At 45.9% G+C, this 24,381-nt stretch carries 16 protein-coding genes; 11 read left to right on the plus strand and 5 right to left on the minus strand.

Annotated elements, in window-relative coordinates:
- Nucleotides 1–3 precede the first annotated feature (3 nt).
- The 3 genes from ACFSR5_RS02930 to xyl3A all read left to right on the plus strand — a co-directional run bounded on the left by ACFSR5_RS02930 (nt 4) and on the right by xyl3A (nt 6,424).
- Entirely contained in the window at nt 4–1,842 is a 1,839-nt protein-coding gene (locus ACFSR5_RS02930) for a RagB/SusD family nutrient uptake outer membrane protein (protein WP_380900539.1), read from the plus strand.
- Nucleotides 1,843–1,863: 21 nt separating this feature from the next.
- Nucleotides 1,864–3,492, plus strand: a complete 1,629-nt coding sequence (locus tag ACFSR5_RS02935; RefSeq protein ID WP_380900541.1) for a DUF4957 domain-containing protein — start codon at nt 1,864–1,866, stop codon at nt 3,490–3,492.
- Between the two features lie 307 nt (nt 3,493–3,799).
- Nucleotides 3,800–6,424 carry a xylan 1,4-beta-xylosidase gene (xyl3A, locus tag ACFSR5_RS02940; protein ID WP_380900543.1) on the plus strand — a complete coding sequence of 875 codons (2,625 nt, stop codon included), beginning with the start codon at nt 3,800–3,802 and terminating at the stop codon, nt 6,422–6,424.
- A 21-nt stretch (nt 6,425–6,445) separates the two neighbouring features.
- On the opposite strand, the gene ACFSR5_RS02945 is transcribed toward xyl3A, so the two are convergent.
- The 5 genes from ACFSR5_RS02945 to ACFSR5_RS02965 are packed head-to-tail and all read right to left on the minus strand — an operon-like array spanning nt 6,446 to nt 13,307.
- Entirely contained in the window at nt 6,446–7,396 is a 951-nt protein-coding gene (locus ACFSR5_RS02945) for an alpha/beta hydrolase fold domain-containing protein (RefSeq protein WP_380900545.1), read from the minus strand.
- Nucleotides 7,393–8,187 (minus strand): rhamnogalacturonan acetylesterase, encoded by a 795-nt coding sequence (locus ACFSR5_RS02950; protein ID WP_380900547.1) that lies wholly within the window; start codon nt 8,185–8,187, stop codon nt 7,393–7,395. Before ACFSR5_RS02950 ends, ACFSR5_RS02945 begins: the two co-directional genes overlap by 4 nt.
- A complete protein-coding gene (locus ACFSR5_RS02955; protein ID WP_380900549.1) occupies nt 8,162–10,645 on the minus strand; it encodes a glycoside hydrolase family 95 protein in 2,484 nt (827 codons plus the stop codon). Before ACFSR5_RS02955 ends, ACFSR5_RS02950 begins: the two co-directional genes overlap by 26 nt.
- 21 nt (nt 10,646–10,666) lie before the next feature.
- Nucleotides 10,667–11,665 carry a pectinesterase family protein gene (locus ACFSR5_RS02960; protein WP_380900551.1) on the minus strand — a complete coding sequence of 333 codons (999 nt, stop codon included), beginning with the start codon at nt 11,663–11,665 and terminating at the stop codon, nt 10,667–10,669.
- A gap of 7 nt (nt 11,666–11,672) precedes the next feature.
- Nucleotides 11,673–13,307 carry a glycoside hydrolase family 43 protein gene (locus tag ACFSR5_RS02965; RefSeq protein WP_380900553.1) on the minus strand — a complete coding sequence of 545 codons (1,635 nt, stop codon included), beginning with the start codon at nt 13,305–13,307 and terminating at the stop codon, nt 11,673–11,675.
- 174 nt (nt 13,308–13,481) lie between these two features.
- Here ACFSR5_RS02965 and ACFSR5_RS02970 point away from each other — a divergent pair, with 174 nt between their 5' ends.
- The 8 genes from ACFSR5_RS02970 to ACFSR5_RS03005 all read left to right on the plus strand — a co-directional run bounded on the left by ACFSR5_RS02970 (nt 13,482) and on the right by ACFSR5_RS03005 (nt 24,378).
- A complete protein-coding gene (locus tag ACFSR5_RS02970; protein ID WP_380900555.1) occupies nt 13,482–14,225 on the plus strand; it encodes a rhamnogalacturonan acetylesterase in 744 nt (247 codons plus the stop codon).
- A gap of 15 nt (nt 14,226–14,240) precedes the next feature.
- The gene (locus ACFSR5_RS02975; RefSeq protein WP_380900557.1) at nt 14,241–15,251 is read left to right on the plus strand and encodes a zinc-binding alcohol dehydrogenase family protein; all 1,011 of its coding nucleotides are present in this window, start codon (nt 14,241–14,243) and stop codon (nt 15,249–15,251) included.
- 247 nt (nt 15,252–15,498) lie between these two features.
- The gene (locus tag ACFSR5_RS02980) at nt 15,499–16,476 is read left to right on the plus strand and encodes a pectinesterase family protein (protein WP_380900559.1); all 978 of its coding nucleotides are present in this window, start codon (nt 15,499–15,501) and stop codon (nt 16,474–16,476) included.
- An 85-nt stretch (nt 16,477–16,561) separates the two neighbouring features.
- Nucleotides 16,562–18,235 carry a glycoside hydrolase family 28 protein gene (locus ACFSR5_RS02985; protein ID WP_380900561.1) on the plus strand — a complete coding sequence of 558 codons (1,674 nt, stop codon included), beginning with the start codon at nt 16,562–16,564 and terminating at the stop codon, nt 18,233–18,235.
- 13 nt (nt 18,236–18,248) lie between these two features.
- Nucleotides 18,249–20,156, plus strand: coding sequence for a glycoside hydrolase family 88 protein (locus tag ACFSR5_RS02990; protein WP_380900563.1), 1,908 nt, complete (start codon nt 18,249–18,251; stop codon nt 20,154–20,156).
- 2 nt (nt 20,157–20,158) lie between these two features.
- Nucleotides 20,159–21,208: a pectate lyase gene (pelA, locus tag ACFSR5_RS02995; protein WP_380900565.1), complete on the plus strand. Its 1,050-nt coding sequence runs from the start codon at nt 20,159–20,161 to the stop codon at nt 21,206–21,208.
- Between the two features lie 24 nt (nt 21,209–21,232).
- Nucleotides 21,233–22,750, plus strand: a complete 1,518-nt coding sequence (locus tag ACFSR5_RS03000) for a tagaturonate reductase (RefSeq protein ID WP_380900567.1) — start codon at nt 21,233–21,235, stop codon at nt 22,748–22,750.
- A complete protein-coding gene (locus ACFSR5_RS03005) occupies nt 22,732–24,378 on the plus strand; it encodes a UxaA family hydrolase (protein WP_380900569.1) in 1,647 nt (548 codons plus the stop codon). Before ACFSR5_RS03000 ends, ACFSR5_RS03005 begins: the two co-directional genes overlap by 19 nt.
- The last annotated feature ends 3 nt before the right edge of the window (nt 24,379–24,381 follow it).

A 24,381-nucleotide genomic window follows, 5' to 3' on the forward strand; every position in this document is an offset into this window, starting at 1 on the left:
GCTATGAAAAATATACTTAAAAAACGACTATATATACTGACAGCGATAAGTTTAGGTCTAGCATCCTGTGAGAAATTCTTGGATACCGATTCACCTTCTAACTTTACACAAGAAACAATCTACGCCAACCTCAGCGATGCGACAAAGGGTGTCAATAGCATTTATGCCCTGTTTAATCAGGATGCGTTCACATCACGTCTGTCTAATTCTTTTATACCCAATACCGACGTAGAAGTCGGTGGCGTGGGAGCCTCTCCGGACAACTCTCGGCGTGATATCTGGTCGATGGAGGCGACGGATGCCAATGGGGATATCCGTACGGTATGGAATAATGCGTACAACGCGATTAACCGTGCTAATTTGGCAATCGAGGGAATAGAACAATCAGCGATAGCGGACAATCCGGATATGAAGCAGTTATTGGGGGAAGCAAAAACCCTGCGTGCCATGTGGTATTATTGGTTGGTGAATTATTGGGGTGATGTTCCGTTTAAATTAACGCCGACAAGGGGCGGTGATAATTTGTATATTCCACGTACTGGACGTGACACGATACTTTCTACGCTGATCAACGATTTAATAAGTATTGAAGGATCTATGAAACCGGCTTCTCAACTAACCTATGGCGTGGAAACGATAAATCAGGAATTCACACAGGGGTTCATTGCCCGACTAGCATTATGTCGTGGCGGATATTGGCTCTATCCGGACATGGTAATGCGAAGGAAGGAGGATTATAGGGACTACTACGAAATTGCTAAGACCTACGCGGATAAAGTCATAAATGATCATGGCCGGTCCCTCAATGCGCGGTTTTCGGAAGTCTTTGATAGCCAAAGTAGATGGGAGGTCGATAGTGAAACCGATGTGCTTTTTGAGGTCGCTTTCGCGCCAGGTTTTGGTGATGTGGGATGGAACATTGGCGTGGCGGTCGACGCTGGCTCCCATCCTTACGGATCTGGTGGTAGCTATATGCCACTGAACCCAAGCTATGTGTATAGCTTTGATACCCTGGATACACGGTTATTTAAAACAGCTTCCTTTATAAAGTATAATGCCAACCTGGAGCAGGCAACCATCAGCGCGACGGGGATAGGTATTGGTAAATGGAGCAGATTACTTATGCCAACCCCGTCGGGTTCTGGATCGGCTAAGGGAACGGGGATAAACTGGCCGATCATGCGCCTGTCAGATGTCATGCTCATGTACGCGGAAAGCGAAAATGAACTTAACGGTCCTACCGCAGAAGCACAGGAGGCGTTAAAGAAAGTTCGTACTAGGGCTTTTCCCGAAAGTGCGAAAGCGGATAAAGTGGATCAATACATAGCAACAGTATCTGCAAGCAAAGCGGCGTTCTTTGAAGCCATTGTAAACGAGCGGGCTTGGGAATTGGGGGGCGAATGTATACGGCATTACGACTTGATACGGTGGAATCTATTTGGTAAAAAGATTGCTGAAACGCGAAAAAAATTGATTGATATTGGGGAGAATACCTTTAACGGAGCTGGTCCCTACGCGGGATTGCCCGCGTCTTTGTATTATCGACTAAAAGCGGATAAGACCATCGAATGGTTTGGTGGAGTGTTCCAACAAGTGACTACCCCCCCGCCCATCAAAGACAGTCCAGGAAAAGGGGATAACCCAAACGGCTTCACACGGATCAATTGGTTGTCTGCGCTTTATAACGATAAAGAAGCCAGACCGGCAGACTATATACTACGTTCCTGGCGCGGATATACAGATGATACGGGGGAATCGCCTGCACCTTATATATTGCCATTACATGGCTCCACCGTCACGACGAGTATGGGTAGCTTAAGAAATGAAGGATATAATTTTTAAACCAATCTTGAACGAGATACCATGAAAAAAATAATCAATAATGTGTTCGGTATTCTTTGCGTCATCGTCCTGTTGGGCGCTGTGTCCTGTCAAAAGGAATGGGAGGCCGAACTTAGTGGAGAGGCTCCTAGGATATTCCGCCCGGTCATTAAGGGTAGTCTGGAAGCGGCCGGAAATTACATTGATGTGGCCTGGCAAAAGAGTGAGGAAACGACAAAATATAAGGTGGAAGTAAGTATCGATTCCTTTAAAACGATAGCCGCTTCCAAAGAGGTTGCTGATACAACGGGTACGGCGGTAGAGGAATTGCTATGGGAGCAGCTGTATCAAGTGCGTGTGACCGCGTTGCACCCTTCGGATCCTGCAAAAAATTCGCGACCGGCAGAGTTTGGCGAAGTAAAGACGCCACGGTTTCCCACGATCGTTGAAACCCCAACGACGGACGATATTGGTATAACCAGCATCGTTTTTAGATGGCGTAATGAAGGGGAACCAGTAACAAAACTTAAACTTTTTAAGGTCGATTTGGATACAGAACAGGAAACAGAACTGCGGGCAATTAATCTCTCGAGCGACGATATACAGCAGACATTTAAGCTGGTTGATCAGCTTTCTGCATCTACTACTTACCGGATTGCGCTGTATAGCGGCGAAACATATCGGGGAGCTAATACCTATACGACGAAAGAGGCGATCTCTGGAAATATTATCGACTTACAGGCTTCCGATCCCTCTTCGGTTAATTTAGGCGAGGTTGTCGCTGACGCACCAGCCGGAAGCACGATTCTACTGAAAAAAGGTGCAACCTACGAAATAACTTCCAGCCTCACATTTTCCAAGTCGGTTACCTTAATGGGAGGCATTGACCCCTTGATTCCGCAAAAATCGAAAGTGTCAATTAGTGGCATATCAAATTTCGGAATAACCTCCGGAGCGAATATTGAGTCCTTAATCTTCAAAAATCTGGAGTTATATACCAACGATGGCGGGGGCAAGTATATTTTTAATCCAAACAGTGCGGGAAATATCGAAAACATGACATTTGAAGACTGTATCATCCATGACGTTCGGGGCGTAAGCCGCTTCCGCGGAGGGATGAAAATCGGACATGAACGCTTCGAAAATTGTATGGTATTTAATATCGGCGGTTATGGAGTGGTCACCGTCGATGATGCCAATGCTTCAGTTGATAATTTTACATTTGCCAACTCAACGCTGTATAATGCGGACCTATTTGTCGTCAGCAAAAATAATGCGACAGGAACGTACACGTTGACCACATCGACGTTCTATCATGCACCGCAATCTGGACGTTACCTGTTTGATTTTGGAGGGACCACTTTTAGCGCATCGGGCGGCATAGTTGTCACAAATATGGTATTTGGGCAAGGTAAACCTACTGCGGGAACAGACCCGACATATGATATTCAGGGAATTCGATCGGGCGGCACGCAACTTACTTCAGGAAATAATTATGTCACTTCTGACTTTAAATGGCGGGAATCTACATCTGCGATTATACCGAGTGTATCCACGTATTCGAAGTCAAGCACGGATATCTTCGCCGCACCAGCGAGTGGGAACTTTACCATCAAGGACAACGGTTTTCCGGGAAAAGACAGCGCCGGTGATCCGCGTTGGAGACCGTAAAGAACAAGGCATCGGGGCGGCGTCTCCTCCCCGATGCTTTCACTATACGTGCGAAAAAAAAGTAAAGCGTTGTCGTCGACAAATGCGGAAATCGGTCTTTAGTAATGAAAAAGCGGATGCATTTCAGGGAACGGAAGATTTTGGTCGAGGGTTAAGCTTCGTGGCGCAAACAAAAAGTTGAAAACAACGGAACAGAGAATCCAAGCCAAATTGGCAAGGTCTTAATATTTGATGAGCTGGCAGATGAAAAGGAAAAGTTTTCCATGTATTGGTTATAGAAAATAGATATCCAAACATTATACATTGTATGAAAAGAAGTGCATATTTTTTAAGCGTGGTAGGAGCCTTTCTGTGTTTTACAGTAGTCGTTGCGCAACCTCCAAAAAGTCAGCAGTACGTATATCAAGACCGCAGCCGGAGTTTCGAAGAGCGAGCGGACGACCTACTTCAGCTATTGACACTGGACGAAAAGATTCAGCTTATGCAGGATGTCTCTAAACCTGTCACACGTCTGGGTATTAAGCCGTATAACTGGTGGAATGAAGCTTTACACGGTGTAGCCCGATCGGGGTTGGCCACGGTATTTCCCCAACCGGTTGGAATGGCAGCCTCTTTTGATGAGGTGCTGGTCAACCGTGTTTTCTCGGCAGTGTCTGACGAGGCCCGTGCAAAATATAGTCGATATGTACAGCAAGGAAGTCACGAGCGCTACCAAGGTTTGACGATGTGGACGCCTACTATTAATATTTTTCGCGATCCGCGCTGGGGAAGAGGAATGGAAACTTACGGCGAAGATCCATACTTAACCAGTTTATTGGGTGTGGCGGCGGTTCAGGGGCTGCAAGGTCCCTCGGGTGGTGAGTACGACAAAATCCATGCATGTGCCAAACATTTCGCCGTGCACTCGGGACCCGAATGGAACCGGCACTCCTTTGATGCAAAAAATATCAAACAGCGCGATCTGTACGAGACCTATTTGCCGGCTTTTGAAGCATTAGTGAAAGATGGCAATGTGCGCGAGGTGATGTGTGCGTACAATCGTTTTGAAGGGGATCCTTGCTGTGGTAGCGACCAGTTGCTCATGCAGATCCTCCGACGAAAGTGGGGATTCGAGGGGATTGTTGTTGCGGATTGTGGTGCTATCGCCGATTTTTATAAAATTGGAGCGCACCAAACGCATGCCGATGCAGCACAGGCATCCGTGACAGCGGTGCGTGCAGGAACAGACTTGGACTGTGGTACAAGCTACCGCGCGCTCTTGGAGGCCGTTCAGACGGGCGTGATAAAAGAAAAAGAGATTGACGCGTCGGTAAGACGACTGTTATTAGCGAGGTTTCGACTGGGGGAAATGGATGAATACAGTGACGTGCCATGGAACCATATTCCCTATCACGTAGTCGCCTCAGCAAAACATCATGCGCTTTCGTTGCAGATGGCCCGAGCGTCCATGACGTTGCTACAGAATAAAAATCACATACTGCCGTTGAACCGGACTGGATTGAAGATCGCAGTTATGGGGCCGAATGCGCAGGACTCGGTTATGCAATGGGGAAACTATAATGGAACTCCCGCAAAAACGGTGACCGTCTTAGAGGGTATCCGTGAGGCATTGGGAAGCCACGGTGAAGTTATCTATGAACAAGGCAGCGGACTAGTCGAAAACTATATAATGGAAAGCGCCTACAATCAATGTAAAACGGAAAAAGGCAAGGGGTTTCAGGCTTCGTATTGGAATAAGAAAAGTCCAGATGGCCTACCGGATGTAGAAACCAACATGCCGACGCCGTTTGCGCTATGTACTTCCGGGGCTACGGTATTTGCTCCTGGGGTAGCATTGCAGGACTTTTTCGCGCGCTATAACACCACCTTTACGCCACAAAAGAATGGCGAGGTTGTTTTTGATCTGTATGTAAATGGGGAGGCGAAATTGAAGATCGATGGTAAAGAGGTAAAATCCGTAAAGACGGGGCACGGAAGTAGAAAAATGAACTATATGATGTCGGTCGAGCAGGGACGGTCGTATGCTATTGAACTGGATTTTTCATATTTTAAAGGGGATGCACAACTGAATGTCGATTTCGGATATCGACGCGCGATCGATGTGAAGGAATCGATCGCCAAGGTCGCTTCTGCGGATATAGTTATTTTTGTTGGAGGCATTTCTCCAGCACTTGAAGGAGAAGAAATGGGAGTCAACTTTCCCGGATTTCGAAAAGGAGACCGCACGGATATTGAACTTCCTGCTGTACAACGTGAATTTTTAGCTCAGTTAAAAAAGGCGGGTAAGAAAGTGGTCTTTGTGAACTGTTCGGGATCTGCAGTCGGTTTGGTGCCGGAAACCGAACATTGCGAGGCTATATTGCAGGCGTGGTATCCCGGACAAGCGGGGGGAACGGCTGTTGCCGAAACACTATTTGGACTGCATAACCCTTCCGGGCGCTTGCCTATTACTTTTTATAGGGATACAACGCAGTTGCCTGATTTTGAGAACTATGATATGAAGGGACGAACGTACCGATATTTCAATGGAAAGCCGCTATTTCCGTTTGGCTTCGGACTTAGTTATAGTTCTTTCCAGTATGATCGAATGAAGGTAGATCAGAACGTATTAAAAAGAGGCGAAGGAACAAAAATCCGGCTGACTATACCAATTAAGAATGTGAGCCAGCGCGACGGACAAGAGGTAGTACAGTTGTACATCAAAAGGAAAGGTGATGAAGATGGTCCAAGGAAAGAATTACGGGCCATAAAAAAAGTAGATATTTCTGCTGGAGAAATAGCCAGCGTGCTTATCGAGCTTTCCGAAAAAGAATTTGCTTGGTGGGATGAAGAACAGCTCGCTGTGGTTCCAGTATCCGGAACGTTTGAGGTAATGGTGGGCGGTAGTTCGCAAGACCAGGATCTACAACGTACTACGGTTGAAATAAAATAGACAAGTATGTTCTTGGATAGGCTACCAAATCCTATCCAAGAACTGATCGATATATTCCACCATCGGATCAAACCAAGGGTCAAAAAACCAGAATGGGTGTGGTGTGTCGTCAAATTCTTGGACTTCGGTATATATGCCGTGTCGCTGTAATAAGGAAATCATATCGTCTCTTCCCGCATGAAATCGGGGGATACTGCTGTTGATGAATAAAATTGGAACGGAGTGACTGGACACATGCGTGAGCGGGGAGGCTTCACTCCAGGTAGCCGGTACTTCCGTATAGTTACCGCCCAGCCATTCCGCAGCGACCTTGCCTTCGGTTGATTCCGGGTGATGAAACGCCAATACGCCATCGATGTCGATAACAGCATGTATATCGGCTGTCGGTGCATTGCCCGCTGATTCGGTTTGGAAGAGGGGGCTGTCATTTGTCATTCCGAGCAAGGCGGCCAACTGACCGCCGGCGGATGTACCAACACTTGCCAGCTTCGTAGTATCCAACCGATACCTGTCTGCGTGTGTTTTGGCCCAACGAACGGCCTCTTTTAAATCTAGTACTGCGGCCGGATAACGCGCCTCCAGACTCAGGCGGTATTCTACAGCATAAGCGATATAACCCCGCATGGCCAGCGCACGACCTAAAGTATGCATTTGGTCTTTATCTCCAGATCGCCATCCCCCGCCGTGAATCAGAAGGAGACCCGGAGACCGTCGGGACTTGGAGGGGCAGGGATAAAATATATCGATCGCTAACTTACGGGATCCTCGCTGAAGGTATATTTTGTCGAGATCCACCGCAATAGATCGATCAGCTTTTACCTCTGCAATACGAATATACGGACGGTACTTCTTTTCCTTTACGTATGTAGCATGAAGTGTGAAGGATGTGTCCCGGGGAAAAGAAGTTTGCGCATGGGATATACTTAGGAACAAAAGGGTGGCGACGAAGCAACCTATGCATCGAGCTATCATAACGTTTTTAGGGCATTAAACACCAATTGGGCAACCGCTTTGCCTCCAGCTTTTTGAAAATGCGTATTATCTTTTTGACCATCAGGATAGGCGGGGAATTTTCCGGAAGGAAAGTTCATGAAGTAATTTTCGGTAACATAGTTTTGTCCGACTTTCGAAAAATGGTCCATGGATAATTGATTGAGATCGATCAATTTGACGTCTAGTTCTTTTGCGACATCCATGACGGCCCGAGGGTATTCCCCATGGACGTTTTCTAACCGACCGTCTTTCCATGGGTAATTTCGTGCCACAGGGGTTAACAAAATAGGTGTTGCACCCTGTTGTCGGGATTGGAGAACGAAAAGACGTAGAAATTCCTTGTAGCCCATTATGTCTACATACCGTTCGGGTTTGTTTTCTGCACCATCGTTATGCCCGAACTGCATCATGACGATATCGCCTTTCTTCAACGCGCGATACACCGCAGACCATCTGCCTTCCTGAAAAAAGGTTCGCGTGCTGCGGCCCCCTTTGGCACGGTCGTCTATCGTGATTCTGTCCACATGTCCTAGAAGATGTTTTAATTGATGAAGACTGTCTTTTGCGAAAAATGCGGAGAACTCTTGTCCCCATCCGACGAGCGGATAGCGCTTGCTTTTGTAGTCTGGTTCAAGTGTATAATCAGCAACGGTAGAATCGCCAATGAGGTAAATGGTAATCTCCCGGGGCTTATAGGATCCGAAAGCACATAATATGACCCATACTAGGCTACAGATTATAACTTTATTGGTTCTGTTGTTGAAAAACATAGGTGTTATTTTTTTTAGTTTTCAAGTCGTAAGATACGGTTTCAGCTAATGATACACCCTGAAACGTTGCTTGTTGGGAAAACACTGGTTGGGCGATTTCGCGAATAGCATAAAACGGGTTTGAATTCTCACCGCGGGCAGGCAATAGATCTTGTTTTCCTGTCAAATGTGTTCCTTCTGCCAGGCGTATTCGACAATTGCCACCTAGTTTGGACCTTATCGTCAACCGGCTTACCTTGCCGTGCTCCCAATCCATATCAATTTCGAATCCTCCTGGCGCGCGCAGCCCTTTTACGGATCCTCGTTGCCACGCCGTTGGTAATGCTGGAAGAAGATGAATATCACCATCGTAGCTTTGTATAAGCATTTCAGCGATACCTGCGGTACACCCAAAATTGCCGTCTATTTGAAAAGGAGGGTGTGCATCCAGCAGGTTGGGATATGTCCCCCCGTGCTGACCGCTTTGTGCTTCAGGAGCTGGAGACAGCTGATCTTTGATAAGTTTATATGCGCGCTCGCCGTCCTGTAACCTTGCCCACCAATTGACTTTCCATCCCATGGACCAGCCCGTAGAGACGTCGCCTCGATACGTGAGCGAATTGCGAGCTGCTTCGAATAGTTTTGGATGACGGTACGGTGATAGTTGCGCCGAAGGATATAAACCGTATAGATGTGAAATATGACGGTGCCTGTCATCTTTCTTGTCCCAATCATGTAGCCATTCCTGAAGCTGGGTGTGCCGACCGACCTGCATAGGGGGAAGACGCTTTAGCGCAAGCATGACCGTGTCGATAAAAGCGGCATCACGGTTCAGAATCTTCGCAGCAGCAATACTGTTTTGGAAGACGTCGAACACCAACTGATTGTCCATCGTTGTTCCAGCCGAAAGGGCAACACCTTTTTGATAAGTATTCTCCGGAGACATAGACGGAGCAACGACCAGATAGTGTGTTTGCGGATCTTCAGCAAGTACATCCAGATAAAAGCGTGTACATTCCTTCAGCACCTCGTAATAGGTATCCAAAAATTTGGTATCACCGGAATATATATAATGTTTCCAAATATGTTGTGTCAGCCACGCGCCACCCATTGGCCACGCGCCATAGAATCCTCCATCGACGATGCCGGTAATGCGCCACAGATCTGTGTTATGATGCATATTCCATCCACGGGCGTTGTATAACTTTTTTGCACTCTCACGACCGGTCACCGCCAAGTCCTTGAGCATCGCGAATAAGGGCTCGTGTAGTTCTGCTAAATTGGTCACTTCGGCAGGCCAATAATTCATCTCGGTGTTGATGTTGACCGTATATTTACTGTCCCAGGGCGGAGATAATTTATCGTTCCAGATTCCTTGTAAAGTCGCTGGTTGCCCACCGGGCTGGGAACTCGAAATCAAGAGATACCGTCCAAACTGAAAATAGAGCGCGACAAGAGCGGGATCATCTGCCTGTGCAAATTCGCGAACCCGTAGATCGGTGGTCTTTTGCTGTTGCGGACTAATTCCAAGATCCAGAGATACCCGATCGAACTGTGCCCTGTAACGGGCGATGTGCGCATCACGTAAAGAAGCATACCGCTTTCCAAGTGCTTTTTGAAGTAAGCCGTGAGCTCTATCAGAAGCATTGCCCGAGATATCTTTGTAGTTTTTAAAATTTGTAGCGGCAGAGAGGATGAGCACGACCTCGTCGGCCGCTTGTATACGTAGGGTGCTGTCTGTGCTTGTTAGTGTTCCGCCTTTTAGCAACGGTGTTACGTGTGTCTCAAACGCAATTCGTCCACGTTTATTTTCGCTGTTCCCACTAATTCCCCGCATGATGGCCGTGGATTTTCCACGAGTGGTTCGTTGAATTTGCTGCTGCGGAGACGTCAGTTTTAGATCGAAAGTCAGCATCCCTTTTTTGCTGCTCGAAAGTCGTATCACAAGAACATCGTCTGTCAGGGAGGTAAAGTATTCCCGATTATAATGCACACCTGCTAAATCATACGACACAGTAGCGACCGCGCGGCTGATATCTAGTTCTTTCTTGTAGTTTGTTGCCTGGCCGTGTCCGGGGAAATTCATCCATAAATTCCCCATGGTTTGATAAGGCATTCCATAATTAGACGAATCGGGGACTTTACGGGGAAATGCTTCGAGCATCAACGCTTGGGCCTCCGCATAATTACCCGCGAAAAGAAGGGTTCGAGCACGTGTGATGTCTGCGGATTTCCCTTCCGGGACGTTGTTTCCCGGTTCTCCCGCCCAAAGGGTTTCTTCGTTCAACTGAAGCTGTTCGGTTTCCGTGCCACCGTAGAGCATGGCGCCTAAGCGACCGTTACCGAGCGGCAGAGCCTCATTCCAGTTGCTGGCAGGCCTGTCATAACGCAGGGTTAGATCCGTTTGGGCCAGACAAATCGAACCGCAAGTGAATAATGCGAACGTAAGTTTTAGGCGAAAGATTAATTTTTTTTTCATCGTTTGGATTTTTTAGAGCGATTACAATTTTGGATCCCACCCGCCTAAAACACGCTCAAGCGTATAGTGCGCAGTATCGTTTTTCGAAAGTTGCACGGACCAGCTGACGCGTTTGCTCAAGTCTTTACTACCTGGACCTCGACTGCCATATTCTGCATAGAATGCTGTCTTTTCTTTGCTGGGAAAATTCTTGTCGCCCGGCCATGCATGCCATCCCTCAGGAACGATATGGCTTCCCATCTCCGTATTCAGAAACACGGTTTTTGCATAAGGGCGCCAAGGACGGCCGAGAAACACGCGGTCAGCGCCAGCCAACGCTGTTAATACGGAAGATTCGAAAACAAAACCGTAGGCATCTTCAGCGGTCGTAGATGCCGCGGTTATGTATGAGTTGCTGCGGCTTTCTATCGTGCAACGATAGAAATATGTTGTTGCAGCCCCAAAAATAAAATCCGTTGTGCCGCTGATCAGGCAGTGTTCTAAATAGTTTCTGGTCCCGCCACGGGCCAGATATAAGGTGTCTTGGTTTCCGAGTATCGCGCAATTGCGGACGGTGATTCGGTCAGCATCAGTGTGCAAGGCGACAGCCTGCCCGACGCGACCGGCTGTATTTTCAATCGTTAGGTCTTCCAGTGAGCAATCATTTCCGGATACCAGAACCGTATACGATGTGTAGGTGCTGAATTTTGTATTTCCGGTTGCATCAATTCCTCGGTAATCTTTGCCGGAGTAATCATCATAGCTGATAATGGTACGACCCCGACCCTCTCCTTTAAGGGTAATATTGCGCTTAAACGAGGGAATGACAACTTTCTCTCGATACGTTCCTGCTTTAATCCGGATGGTGACGCGTTTTTCGGCATGATCGCGTACGTGATTAATGGCTTCTTGTATCGTTTTGAAATCAGCGTTACCATCTGCGGATACCGTCAATTCAAAACGATTGTCCGTAGTCTGCGCAGATGACTTGAAGATGGACCCACAGATAAAAAAAAGAAGCAAAAATTTATGAAATCGCATATACAATTTATTTAAGAGGTTCTACTCTAAACCAATCCACTTCCGCATATCCGCTGTCGTTGATCGTGGAGCTTCTGGTGGCATACAGACCCAACGTAGCACCAATCCATTTGCCCGGTTTAGCTGTAAAGGTATCGCCGACTGCGAGATATTTTTTGTCGTCTAGACTATAATACCATTGACAGATTCCTCCCCGAGAGACAGCGACACGAAGATAAACATACGCACCATTCCCTATATCTGTAACGGCCATTATGTTTTCCTTACCAGTAGTCAATCCCTTCGTACATACACCAAAAAAGAGCTGCTGCTTTCCTTGGTTGTGCTGCACATATAATTGACTGTAATCTTCCCCTACTACAGCAAAACCAGCACGCTCATTGGCTATTTTTTCGTGACCGATTAAACGGAGCTTTGCGGTGGCTTTAAACTCTTCTGCCGGAAATTTCTGCGTCAAGATATTTGGGACATCTAACAGGTTCTTATGCCCGTTTGGAACCGGTTGCGTAAATAGCGTAAGATGTCCATTTTTAGTAGGCATCAACCATGTCCCATCTGGATTTGCCTGCCATTGCCATTGTTTGCCCAATAACGGACTTAGAAATTCGTCCGATTCGGGCGGTGTCTGTATTGGGTAAGTTTTACCTACGTTAGGTTTTTTAAATGTCAAGACAGGCTCGCCAACACCTGGTTCATCTCCTTCTACGCCAATAACTGGCCAGTCATTTACCCATTTCATAGGTTGCAGGTGTACGATGCGACCGTAGGCGTCTTTATCTTGAAAATGTACGAACCAGTCCTCTCCGGTTTGTGTATCCACCCAAGCGCCTTGATGCGGACCGTTAATATCGGTCTTGCCTTGTTCCATAACCACCTTTCGCTCATAGGGACCATATACGTTTTTAGAACGTAATACCAATTGCCAGCCAGTGGCCACACCACCCGCAGGAGCAAATAGATAGTAGTAACCGTTTCGTTTATGCATTTTTGGTCCTTCGATAGTTGGATCAACTTCATGGCCATCATAGACGATTACCCCTCGGTCTAATACGTTATCACCAGAAGAATTCAAGCGCGCGATCGCTAATACACTTTTAAGCCCTGCTCGACTGCCCGCATAAGCATATGCAAGGTAATTGTTGCCATCTTCGTCCCAAAACGGACACGGGTCAATAAGTCCCTTTCCCTCAAATACGAGAACCGGTTCCGACCAGATCCCCGCCGGATCTTTCGTTTTGGTCATGTAGATGCCGTAATCTGGATCCGGAAAATAAACATAAAACTCGCCTTTATGGTAACGAATGGAAGGTGCCCACACGCCGTTTCCATGCTGCACGGATCGGAAGATATCCAACGGCTTCTGCCTAGGAAGTATATGAGAAACAATTTGCCAATTTACAAGATCCTTCGAATGTAGCAGTGGAAGACCGGGAGCATGGTTGAAACTGGATGATATCATGTAAAAGTCGTCACCGACGCGTATGGCGTCGGGATCGGAGTAGTCTGCATGTAAAATCGGATTTTTGTATGTCCCGTTGCCAAGGTCGGACACCCAAACTTGAGAAACAGAATTTTCCTGCGCAAAAGCTCCGAGGCTCGAACCGCAAAGTAATACAAGTGAAAATAAGTTGATTTTCTTCATGTTGGCTTTTTGGATTTATATTGGTAATCACAAGGATACGGATTTTAGGAGATTAAACAAACCGTGATTTGTGCAATCGTTACCGGCAACGATTGCGTGGTATTTTATGGATTAGTGCAAAAAAATGCAGAAATTGAGCCAATAATAAAGCAAACGTGTAAACCAAAAGAGCTCATGAAAAAACAGATTGTTATTGTTGGATGTTGTCTGGCAATGGTAGTAACACTATGCAGTTTTCTGATGCCGCCCAAGCGGTTGACGGTTTGGATGATGGGGGACTCCACGATGGCCATTAAGTCTGCGAGTAAGTTTCCCGAGACAGGTTGGGGGGTTGCTTTCGCAACGAAGTTCAACGACCGGGTACAAGTTGTCAACAAAGCTAAAAACGGGCGAAGTACCAAATCATTTATTGATGAAGGTATTTGGAAAGAGATTGAGGAACACATGAAACCGGGAGATTATGTGTTCATTCAGTTCGGACACAACGATGAGAAAATAGAGAAACCAAAGGTCGGAACTACAATCGCGCAGTATAAAGAAAACCTTTCTTTATTTGTGCAAACGGCTCGGTCGAAGCAGGCCACGCCCATATTGATGACACCAATCGCACGGCGTTCATTTATCGAGGGTAAATTGGTGGATACACATAAAGGATATCCGGAAGCCGTACGCGAGGTGGCGGACAGCTTGAACGTCATGTTGATTGATGCTACGAAGCTTACGATGGCGCAGCTATCCGAAATGGGACCGACAAAATCGGAATCTTGGTTCTTGCATCTTCCTGCAGGACATACGAACTACCCCAACGGAGTACAGGACAATACGCACCTTAATGTGGATGGTGCCGAGCAGATTACAGCCTTAGTGGTGGGCGAGATGAAAAGACAGAAAATGTCACTCGTTGATGAGTTAAAATAGCAAATATTACTATACATGAAAAAATTGATTTGTGCTGAACCCGGAAAATTTTTGTATGTCGATGATGAAATTCCAAAGCCCGGCATTGGGCAATCCTTACTTCGTGTGCGCAAGATTGGGATTTGTGGGACGGATATTCACGCATTTGCGGGGCGTCAGCCATTCTTTACCTATCCGCGCGTATTGGGGCATGAAGTAGCCGCAGATTATGTAGAAGGCGATGCTGAAGGATTTGTTGCAGGTGATAAAGTGACGGTCGTTCCTTATTTTACGGAAGGCAAGGATATTGCATCCCGAATGGGAAAACCCAATTGTACAAATGATATGCGTGTCTTGGGCGTGCACATTGATGGCGCTATGGCCGAATATGTTGTCGTGCCTTCTCAGGCGCTGCGTAAGGACGATGGATTGAGCTATGATGACCTGGTGCTTGTCGAACCGCTGGCTATCGGAGCGCATGGCATTCAGCGAGGGGGAATTGTTCCGGGCGAGTTTGTGCTCGTTATCGGGGCTGGCCCAATTGGTTTAGGCATTATAGCTCTTGCGCATATCGCCGGCGGAAAGGTGATTGCGCTGGATGTGGATCCTTCGAGGCTCGAACACGCGAAAGCATTAGGAGCACAACATACGATTTTGGCCAGCGATGACACTGTTTACCAACAGGTGGAGACACTGACCGAAGGAGATATGCCAACCTTACTGTTCGACGCTACAGGAAACACGATGGCTATTAACAACGCCTTTCAATATATGGCGCACGGAGCACGTTATGTGCTCGTCGGATTGCAGAAAGAGGAGATACATTTTAGCCATCCCGAGTTTCATAAACGGGAAGGAACCTTGATGAGTAGCCGTAACGCACTAGGTAGCGACTTCGAATATGTTATGCAACGCTTAAAAGATAAGTCATTGGATCCTGCACAATTTATTACGCGACGAGTGAAATTTCAGGATGCGGCAGATCTCTTTACGGATCCATTGAAGCCATTGCTCTCGGGCATAAAAACAGTCATCGAATTTGACTAACAGGGAAAACCACCGAACCAGCATACACTTCTTCCGTAGATAACATAACGCAAACGTTACCGATAACGTTTGCGTTTTTAATTTGCGCTAAACAGCCTTTTAAACCGAAATTTAATCCCTAAATTTCGCTGCAACCAATTGAGAGGAAGTATATTGTAAGCATTTATGCCGGTCGGAAAAACAGTACTATCGGTCGGTCAATAATACAATCAAACTCTCATCGGCCATAAACACAAGAAACAAAGACATGAAATTAAACCTGTTGGTGATCTTTTTATTATTTTTTGTATCGAACAGCGGGGCTGTAAGTTATGACTTTGTCGTAGCCAAAGATGGTAGTGGACATTTTAAAACAGTACAGGAAGCCATCGATGCGGTTCCGGCTTTTCGTCAGCGGACTACTATGATTTTCATAAAAAAGGGGGTCTATAAAGAAAAAATTATCATCGCAGAACAAAAAAAGAATATCTCATTGATTGGCGAAAGTAAAGATCAAACGATATTGACGTATGACGACTACGCGCAGAAAAAAAGCGCTTTTGGTGAGGACATCGGGACATCAGGTTCCGCCAGTTTTTATTGTTCCGGAGAAGGATTTGTCGCGGAAAACTTGACGTTCGAAAACAGTGCCGGACCTGTGGGGCAGGCTGTTGCTATGTGGGTAAGTGCAGACAAAGCGATATTTTTGAACTGTCGGTTTCTGGGATTTCAGGATACGTTGTACACCTATGGGAAAGGTGCACGGCAATTTTACTACAGATGCTATATTGAAGGAACGGTCGATTATATTTTTGGGGCGTCGACGGCTTGGTTTGAAGCGTGTGAGCTGCACTGTAAGCGATCAGGATATATTACCGCCGCGTCTACACCTGAAACATCGCCTTTTGGATATATTTTCAATAATTGTGTGGTGACCGGAGAACCGGACACGAAAGATTTTTACTTAGGGAGGCCCTGGCGGCCATTTGCTAAGGTGCTATTTATGAATAGCACGCTACCTTCATTTATCAAAGCGGAGGGATGGCATAATTGGGGAAAAGAAAGCAATGAGCATACGGTGTTTTACGCGGAGTACAACAACAGCGGCCCGGGAGCTTTGTCACAAAGTCGTGTCAAATGGTCGCACCAATTATCAGTAGAAGAAGCAGAAAAGCTGTCGTTATCAGTTGTTTTCGGCGACTGGGACATGGAATTACTGAAGAAAAAAGGAGTACAGCTCCGGTAACGATTGCATAGTTTTTTCTTCACAATGAGCAGTAAACCCTGTACACTTGTTAAAAGAATCGCGACCAATTAAATCGATGTTAGACATGACACAACAGAAATCAATTACGAATAAAGTGAAAAAAACATGCTTAGCTTGGCTGGGCTTGTTGGCCTTTTCGACAGCTTGGGCCCAGCAACCCGCTCGTCCCACTATACAACAAGTGAGCTTCCCGACGGACACGCTCTCAATTTCCTCCTTTGGAGCAAAGGGGGATGGTCAGTACCTAAATACAGAGGCAATCAATAAGGCCATCTCTACCTGTAGCGAAAAAGGCGGCGGTGTAGTACTCGTTCCTGCAGGACTGTGGCTGACTGGCCCAATCGAAATGAAAAGTAATGTGAATTTGCATATCGGTCGCGACGCTGTGGTGTTGTTCACGGATGATTTTACACAATATAAATTGGTCGAGTCCAATTGGGAGGGAGAACCGGCGTGGCGCAACCAAAACCCTATATCCGGAAAGAATCTAGAGAACATTGCAGTTACCGGTAGTGGTATTATCGACGGAAACGGCGGCGCATGGCGTATGGTGAAACGCAGTAAAATGACCGAATCGCAGTGGAAGAAGTTGGTCGGATCTGGCGGTGTGGTCGATGAGAAAGCAAATATCTGGTACCCGTCCGAAAGTTCGCTTCGTGGATCAAAGCAAAAAAAAGCAGGGGTCATGCGTCCGGGCACAACACCATCAGATTTTCAGGATGTTAAAGATTTCCTACGTCCCAACCTATTGGTGTTTACGCAATGTAAGCGTATTTTGCTTGAGGGGGTGACTATACAAAACTCCCCAGCATGGAATCTGCACCCATTGATGTGTGAAGACCTCACCCTCCGGAAAGTCTTGGTACGGAATCCGTGGTATGCGCAAAATGGAGATGGCGTAGATATCGAGTCGTGCAAAAACGTACTGGTCGAGGATTGTACGTTTGATGTGGGTGATGATGGAATTTGTATCAAGTCTGGACGCGATAAAGCGGGAAGAGACCGCGGTATGCCGACAGAAAATGTGATTATTCGCCGAAATGTGGTGTATCATGCACACGGGGGCTTTGTTATCGGGAGTGAAATGAGTGGTGGTGCGCGAAATATCTGGGTCGACGACTGTTCTTTTATCGGTACGGACATCGGGCTGCGCTTCAAAACAACTCGCGGACGCGGAGGCTTAGTTGAAAATATTTTTATTAACAATATCAATATGGTTGATATTCCCGGTGAGGCGATCTTATTCGATATGTATTATGCGGCGGTCGATCCAGTGCCTTTGATTGGAGACAAGAAAGAAGCGGTGAAGGTCGTTACCCTGCCGGTTACCGAGAAGACTCCGCGGTTCCAAAATTTTGAAATCCGCAACGTGCAGGTGAACGGTGCAGAAAAAGGAATATTTGTTCGGGGCCTACCGGAGATGCATATTAAAAACATCCTTATCGAAAATGCACATATCAGTGCAAGAAAAGGCGTAGAGCTTATAGAAGCGTCGAATATTCAATTGAAAAATGTGTTGTTGTCAACGACAGAAACAAACCCGTTGATCCGCATAGAAAACAGCGACAATATCCGTCTCGAAGAATTAAAACAGCAAACAGGAACCGATGTGTTGCTCTCTATCGCTGGGGAATCGAGCAGAAATATTGAACTCCATGGTTCGCAAGTAGAAAACGTGAAACAATTAAGTGAATTTACACACGGCGCGAACCGTAAGGCGCTTCGTATCAAAAAATAATATAAGAATGGACATGAAGAAAAATATTGTATCTATCTTTTGTTTATGCATGCTCGCTTTTTTTGCACACGGGCAGAAAGCACTCTCTGAGCAGATGGCACTAACTGCCATGGACAAGCTCTTTAAGGACGCACGGTTTACTAACCCGGAAAAAGGACCAACGTGGACATACGATATGGGCGTGGTGTTGGAAGGTGTTGCTGATGTATGGAGGAATACAGGCAATGGGGACTATTTCCGTTACATACAAAATTGGATGGATCAATTCGTGGCAGAAGATGGTACGATCCGTAATTATCATGCCACCGAATATAACATTGATCATGTTAAAAATGGCCGTTCGTTGTTGTTTCTATACAAGGTCACCGGTAAGGAGAAGTACCTTAAGGCGAGCCATCGACTCTATGAACAACTAAAAGTTCACCCACGGACCAATGAAGGAGGCTTTTGGCATAAAAAAATATATCCCTACCAAATGTGGTTGGATGGTTTGTATATGGCTCAACCTTTTTATACCGAGTATGCAGCGCTCATGAATATCCCAGAGATATTCGACGATGTCGTCAACCAGTTTACTTACATGGAAAATCATGCACGGGATAAGAAGACTGGACTACTATATCATGGATGGGATGAATCGCGAAAAGAGCGTTGGTCGGACCCCAAAACGGGACTTTCAAAGCATTTCTGGGGACGTGGAATGGGTTGGTTCTCAATGGCCTTAGTCGATGTCTTGGATAATTTTCCGCAAGAACATCCGCGTCGTGGTGAACTTCTCCAGATATTAAATCGTACATTAACGGCGGCTGCAAAATTCCAAGATCCGAAAACAGGTGTTTGGTACGATGTTATCGATTTGGGGACACGCGAAGGTAACTACGTCGAAGCATCTGCCTCGAGTATGTTTGTCTACGCGATGGCAAAAGCGGTTAGAAAAGGATATGTCCCGTCGTCGTTTCAAAAGAATGTGGATAAGGGTTTCGCCGGCCTGATTAAGGAATTTATAACGCCCGCAGGAACGGATCGTGTCGACCTAAATAAGGTTGTGGAAGTCTCGGGTTTGGGCGGAAAGAAATATAGAGATGGCAGTTTTGAATACTACATGAGTGAACCCATCCGTACCAATGATCCCAAAGGAGTGGGAGCCTTTATGTTAGCGGCATCGGAAGTCGAGTTTTTCAAAGCTCCTAAAACGAAAAGGCAGCCAAAAGTCACCTTGGACAACTTTTACAATAACGAATACAAAAAAACAGCCAGCGGTGAACTCAAACCCTATCATTACTTGTGGGATGGGCAGGATAACAATGGGTTTTCATTATTAGGACGTATTTTTGAGCAACACAGAGGATCATTGCACACTTTGAAAGAAGCGCCTACCGCTCAAAATTTAAAAGCATCGGATATTTATATTATCGTTGATCCAGACACCGAAAAAGAGACAGAGAAGCCGAACTTCATGAGGGCGGAAGAAGCGGAAGATATTGCCCGTTGGGTGAAACGCGGTGGGGTGTTGGTTCTCTTGCTTAATGATGTTGGAAACTGCGAAATTTCACAGTTTAATATACTCCCGAAACAATTTGGAATTACATTTAACGAAGACAGTAAAAATCGTGTTCAAGGAAATGAGTATGCTACGGGAGCAGTCGAGATCCCTTCCGGTACAGGGATATTCGCTACCACCAAGAAGATTTATATAAAAGAGATATCTACGCTTCATGTTACTCCTCCTGCTAAACCGCTTATTGAGAGCAATGGATCGGTCGTGATGGCAACCGCGAAATACGGCAAGGGAACGGTCTTCGCGATAGGTGATCCGTGGCTTTATAATGAGTATACTGACGGCAGAAAACTGCCTGCAATGTATCAAAATTTCGACGCAGCAAATGAGTTAGTGACTTGGCTGACTAATCAAACAAAATAAAAATGATGTATATCCGGAAGACGATATTAGGTTTGAGCATGTCTCTATTGGCCTTTGCCGGGTGGGCGCAGTCCGCGTCGAAAGATAGTCTGGCCGAAAAGATCGTCGTATATCAGCTGCCGAATGGTGCGTGGGCAAAACAACTGGTTGATAAGAAGGCGGTCAACTACGACTTGCCGTTGACCAGCGATTTACTGCACAAGATTAAACAAACAGACAACAACTACGCGACCATCGATAATGCTGCTACGACACGCGAAATAAATATCCTGGTTGCAGCGTACGGAAAAACGAAAAATATCGCGTATAAGGAATCTGCTTATAAAGGGATCTTGTATTTGCTTGAAGCACAGTACGCAAATGGCGGATTCCCGCAATATTATCCCAATTCATCTCTTTACCGCTCAGAGATTACCTACAATGATAATGCGATGATTAATGCCTTGACGGTACTTGACAATGTGGCGAAGGGAAAAGAAGGATTCGAGGTCTTTACGGATGCCGAACTTCGGATAAAGGCACAGAATGCGATCAAAAAAGGAGTGGATTGTATCTTAAAAACGCAGGTTAGGCAGTCTGATTCGTTGACAATATGGGCAGCTCAATATGACCAACATAAGCTTATTCCTGCTCAAGCCCGTAAATTTGAACCGGTTTCTTTGAGTACTGCAGAATCGGTTGCCATAGTTCGGTTTCTTATGAGGCAGCCTTATACCGTGGCCATTGAGCATGCGGTGGATGCAGCGGTGACTTGGTTTCAAAATAACGATATCGAAGGCTATCGGTTTGATAAAGCGATCGATGAGAAATCCGGAAAAATGACACGGGATTTGATCCGTGATCCATCATCTATAGTGTGGTCTCGCTTTTACGACATCACAAACAACAAGCCGCTTTTTGGAGATAGAGACAACAGCGTAACCTATGTCTTTGCGGATATATCCGAAGAACGTAAAAATGGGTATGCTTGGTTTGGAAACTGGCCGGAAAAGCTGTTAAGTCAGGAATATCCCAAATGGAAGAGGAAAATTAAAAGAACAGAAAATAAATAGTTTATACAGGTTAAGAGTAAGATAATGTTGCTTTCAAAAGAAAATTTAGGAAAGATTGCTCCAACAAAGGCAGAGCTACCGCAGGTAGATTCATTCGATCTCCCGGAAAAAGTTTTGCAATTTGGCACTGGAGTGTTGTTGCGCGGATTGCCCGACTATTATGTCGACAAAGCAAACAAGCAGGGAGTTTTTAATGGACGTGTACTCGTCGTAAAATCGACTTCGTCCGCCGGTGTTGATGCGTTCTCTGAACAGAATGGTCTTTATACCGTATGTATCAAAGGGCTCGTCAACGGGAAAGAGAAAGTAGAATACGCAGTAAACAATGCTATTTCACGTGTATTATCGGCAGCGCAAGATTGGTCAGAGATTTTAGAAGCGGCGAAAAATCCGGAACTACAGGTTGTTTTTTCGAATACTACCGAAGTGGGGATCGTGTTAAGCAACGATAAGATAACTGATGCTCCCCCAGCATCGTTTCCAGGGAAATTACTTGCCTTTTTGTACAAACGATTTCAACATTTTCAGGGAGATGTAGCAAAAGGACTGGTTGTTTTACCGACTGAGCTGATCTCTGACAACGCGCAGAAGTTGAAGAAAATAGTACTGAACCTTGCCAGCCAGAATGAATTAGAGGATGCATTTGTGGATTGGTTGGAAGAGGCCAACGATTTTTGCAATACACTAGTGGATCGTATTGTACCGGGACGCTTGCCTGAGGAGGAGCAAAAAGCGACAGAAGTAGAGCTCGGGTTTGAAGATGAGTTGATGATTATGGCGGAGCCGTTCAGCCTATGGGCGATTGAAACAGAGTCGCCGCGTGTGAAAGATGTACTATCTTTTGCTTCGGTAGATAGCGGAATCGTTTTGGTACCCTCGATTGATAAATTCAAAGAAATTAAACTCCGCCTGTTGAATGGTACCCATACACTGAGCTGCGCGGCCGCGTTATGGAGTGGCTTTACCACCGTAAAAGAAGCGATGGGCAATCATCTGTTCCATCAATTTGTTAAGGATCTGATGCAAAAGGAAATCGGGCGGGCAATTCTGGATCAATATATTGAGCAAGGGGATGTGGATCGTTTTTCCAGTAGTGTGCTTGACCGCTTCAGTAACCCTTTTTTAGAGCACCGTTGGGAAAATATCGCGCTTAATTATACCTCGAAAATGAATATGCGTAACGTGGCACTCATCGGCAAGTGGTACAACAAGCATCTGTTCCCTCCATTGCATATTGCGCTGGGATTTGCTGCGTACATAAAATTTATGGATACCAAGCAAAAGGATGGTAAGTATGTACAAGAGATCGAAGGTCAAAACGTAGTCCTACAAGATGAGTTTGCTCCATTGTTTTACGATTATTGGAAGGATGAGTACACAGTTGTTCAACGTGTATTGAGCGATGACAGCCTGTGGGGTAAAGATCTTACGACGTATCCAGAGTTTGCGTCGACAGTCCAACGGTATCTGGACGAAATTCGTGCCGAAGGCGTATTGAAAACAATTGAAAAGTTAAACGTAGAATGGCAAGTAGAATATTAAAGATACATCCAAAAGATAACGTGTTGGTTGCGTTACAGGATCTGTCTAAGGGAGAGCAAATCGCATTCGAAGGAGAAGTGTATGACCTGCAAGATGATATTCCTGCAAAGCATAAATTCTTTATGCAGGACATGCAGCAAGGAGATGAGATCTATATGTACGGTGTATTGGTGGGAAAGGCTCAATATAACATTCCTCGCGGAGGCATTATGAATACAGATAATACCAAACACGCAGCGGATCCATATACTTTCAAACCCTATAACTATCAATGGGAAGCTCCGGACGTATCGCGTTTTGAGGGACGTACTTTCAATGGCTATGTACGTAAAGATGGTCGTGTGGGTACAGCAAACTATTGGCTGTTTATTCCAACTGTATTCTGCGAAAACAGAAATTTAGATGTCATAAAAGAGGCGTTATACAATGAGCTTGGTTATTCTGTAACCGGGAAATATCGTGCTTTTACGCATGAGCTGTTGGCGGCCTATGAGGCCGGACGGGATTTGTCTGCGCTTTCTCCAGACGAGCTTAGCGTCCACACACATAAGAAAAATCGGGTCTTTACCAATGTAGATGGGATCAAGTTCTTAAATCATCAGGGCGGATGCGGAGGTATTCGACAAGACGCAGCCGTACTGGGTAAATTACTTGCTGCCTATGCCGACCACCCTAACGTAGCTGGCGTCACGGTTTTAAGCCTCGGTTGCCAAAATCTGCAGTTAACGGATTTGATGCAAGATATAAAGGATAGAAATCCTCAATTTGATAAGCCACTTTTTGTATTTGAACAACAGCAGTCGAAAAGTGAAGAGCAATTGATCAAAGAGGCGATCCAGAAAACATTCTGGGGATTGATAGAAATCAACAAATTAGAGCGCCAACCCGTGCCTCTAAGTAAGCTTACCTTAGGTGTGAAATGCGGCGGAAGCGATGGGTTTAGCGGTATTTCGGCGAATCCGGCAGTTGGCTATACCTCGGATTTGCTTGTCGCTTTAGGCGGAAAGGTCTTATTGGCAGAATTTCCCGAATTATGTGGGGCTGAACAAAACCTGATCGACAGAACAATCGAGCCGCAGGCGGCACATAAGTTTATCAACTTGATGGGTGCCTACAGTCAAGCGGCAGAAAATGTTGGGTCGGGCTTTCATATGAATCCATCTCCAGGAAATATTCGGGATGGTTTAATTACAGATGCGATTAAAAGCACAGGAGCAGCGAAGAAAGGCGGAACATCACCAGTAGTAGATGTTTTAGACTATACGGAAGAGGCAACGAAGCCAGGGTTGAACTTAGTATGTACGCCAGGCAACGATGTGGAAGCGACGACTGGTAAAACCGCCTCGGGAGCAACGCTGATTCTGTTTACGACGGGATTGGGCACGCCCACGGGAAATCCAATTTGCCCCGTAATCAAAGTAGCCACCAACAACTCCTTAGCCGCTCGGATGTCGGATATTATTGACATTAACACGGGGGCTATCATTGATGGAGAAAAAACCATTCAGGAAATGGGAGAAGATATCCTAGAATATTGTATAAAAGCGGCAAGCGGAGAAGTGATACCGAAGGCTGTACAATTGAATCAAGACGACTTTATTCCTTGGAAGCGAGGCGTCAGTTTATAAAAG

The organism is Sphingobacterium suaedae (genome assembly GCF_042684625.1).
Lineage (GTDB): Bacteria > Bacteroidota > Bacteroidia > Sphingobacteriales > Sphingobacteriaceae > Sphingobacterium > Sphingobacterium suaedae.

Bases quoted from the DNA above. Each gene is read 5' to 3' on its own strand.
- ACFSR5_RS02930 (WP_380900539.1), top strand. From the start codon at position 4: ATGAAAAATATACTTAAAAAACGACTATATATACTGACAGCGATAAGT.
- ACFSR5_RS02935 (WP_380900541.1), top strand. From the start codon at position 1,864: ATGAAAAAAATAATCAATAATGTGTTCGGTATTCTTTGCGTCATCGTC.
- xyl3A (WP_380900543.1), top strand. From the start codon at position 3,800: ATGAAAAGAAGTGCATATTTTTTAAGCGTGGTAGGAGCCTTTCTGTGT.
- ACFSR5_RS02945 (WP_380900545.1), bottom strand. From the start codon at position 7,396: ATGATAGCTCGATGCATAGGTTGCTTCGTCGCCACCCTTTTGTTCCTA.
- ACFSR5_RS02950 (WP_380900547.1), bottom strand. From the start codon at position 8,187: ATGTTTTTCAACAACAGAACCAATAAAGTTATAATCTGTAGCCTAGTA.
- ACFSR5_RS02955 (WP_380900549.1), bottom strand. From the start codon at position 10,645: ATGAAAAAAAAATTAATCTTTCGCCTAAAACTTACGTTCGCATTATTC.
- ACFSR5_RS02960 (WP_380900551.1), bottom strand. From the start codon at position 11,665: ATGCGATTTCATAAATTTTTGCTTCTTTTTTTTATCTGTGGGTCCATC.
- ACFSR5_RS02965 (WP_380900553.1), bottom strand. From the start codon at position 13,307: ATGAAGAAAATCAACTTATTTTCACTTGTATTACTTTGCGGTTCGAGC.
- ACFSR5_RS02970 (WP_380900555.1), top strand. From the start codon at position 13,482: ATGAAAAAACAGATTGTTATTGTTGGATGTTGTCTGGCAATGGTAGTA.
- ACFSR5_RS02975 (WP_380900557.1), top strand. From the start codon at position 14,241: ATGAAAAAATTGATTTGTGCTGAACCCGGAAAATTTTTGTATGTCGAT.
- ACFSR5_RS02980 (WP_380900559.1), top strand. From the start codon at position 15,499: ATGAAATTAAACCTGTTGGTGATCTTTTTATTATTTTTTGTATCGAAC.
- ACFSR5_RS02985 (WP_380900561.1), top strand. From the start codon at position 16,562: ATGACACAACAGAAATCAATTACGAATAAAGTGAAAAAAACATGCTTA.
- ACFSR5_RS02990 (WP_380900563.1), top strand. From the start codon at position 18,249: ATGAAGAAAAATATTGTATCTATCTTTTGTTTATGCATGCTCGCTTTT.
- pelA (WP_380900565.1), top strand. From the start codon at position 20,159: ATGATGTATATCCGGAAGACGATATTAGGTTTGAGCATGTCTCTATTG.
- ACFSR5_RS03000 (WP_380900567.1), top strand. From the start codon at position 21,233: ATGTTGCTTTCAAAAGAAAATTTAGGAAAGATTGCTCCAACAAAGGCA.
- ACFSR5_RS03005 (WP_380900569.1), top strand. From the start codon at position 22,732: ATGGCAAGTAGAATATTAAAGATACATCCAAAAGATAACGTGTTGGTT.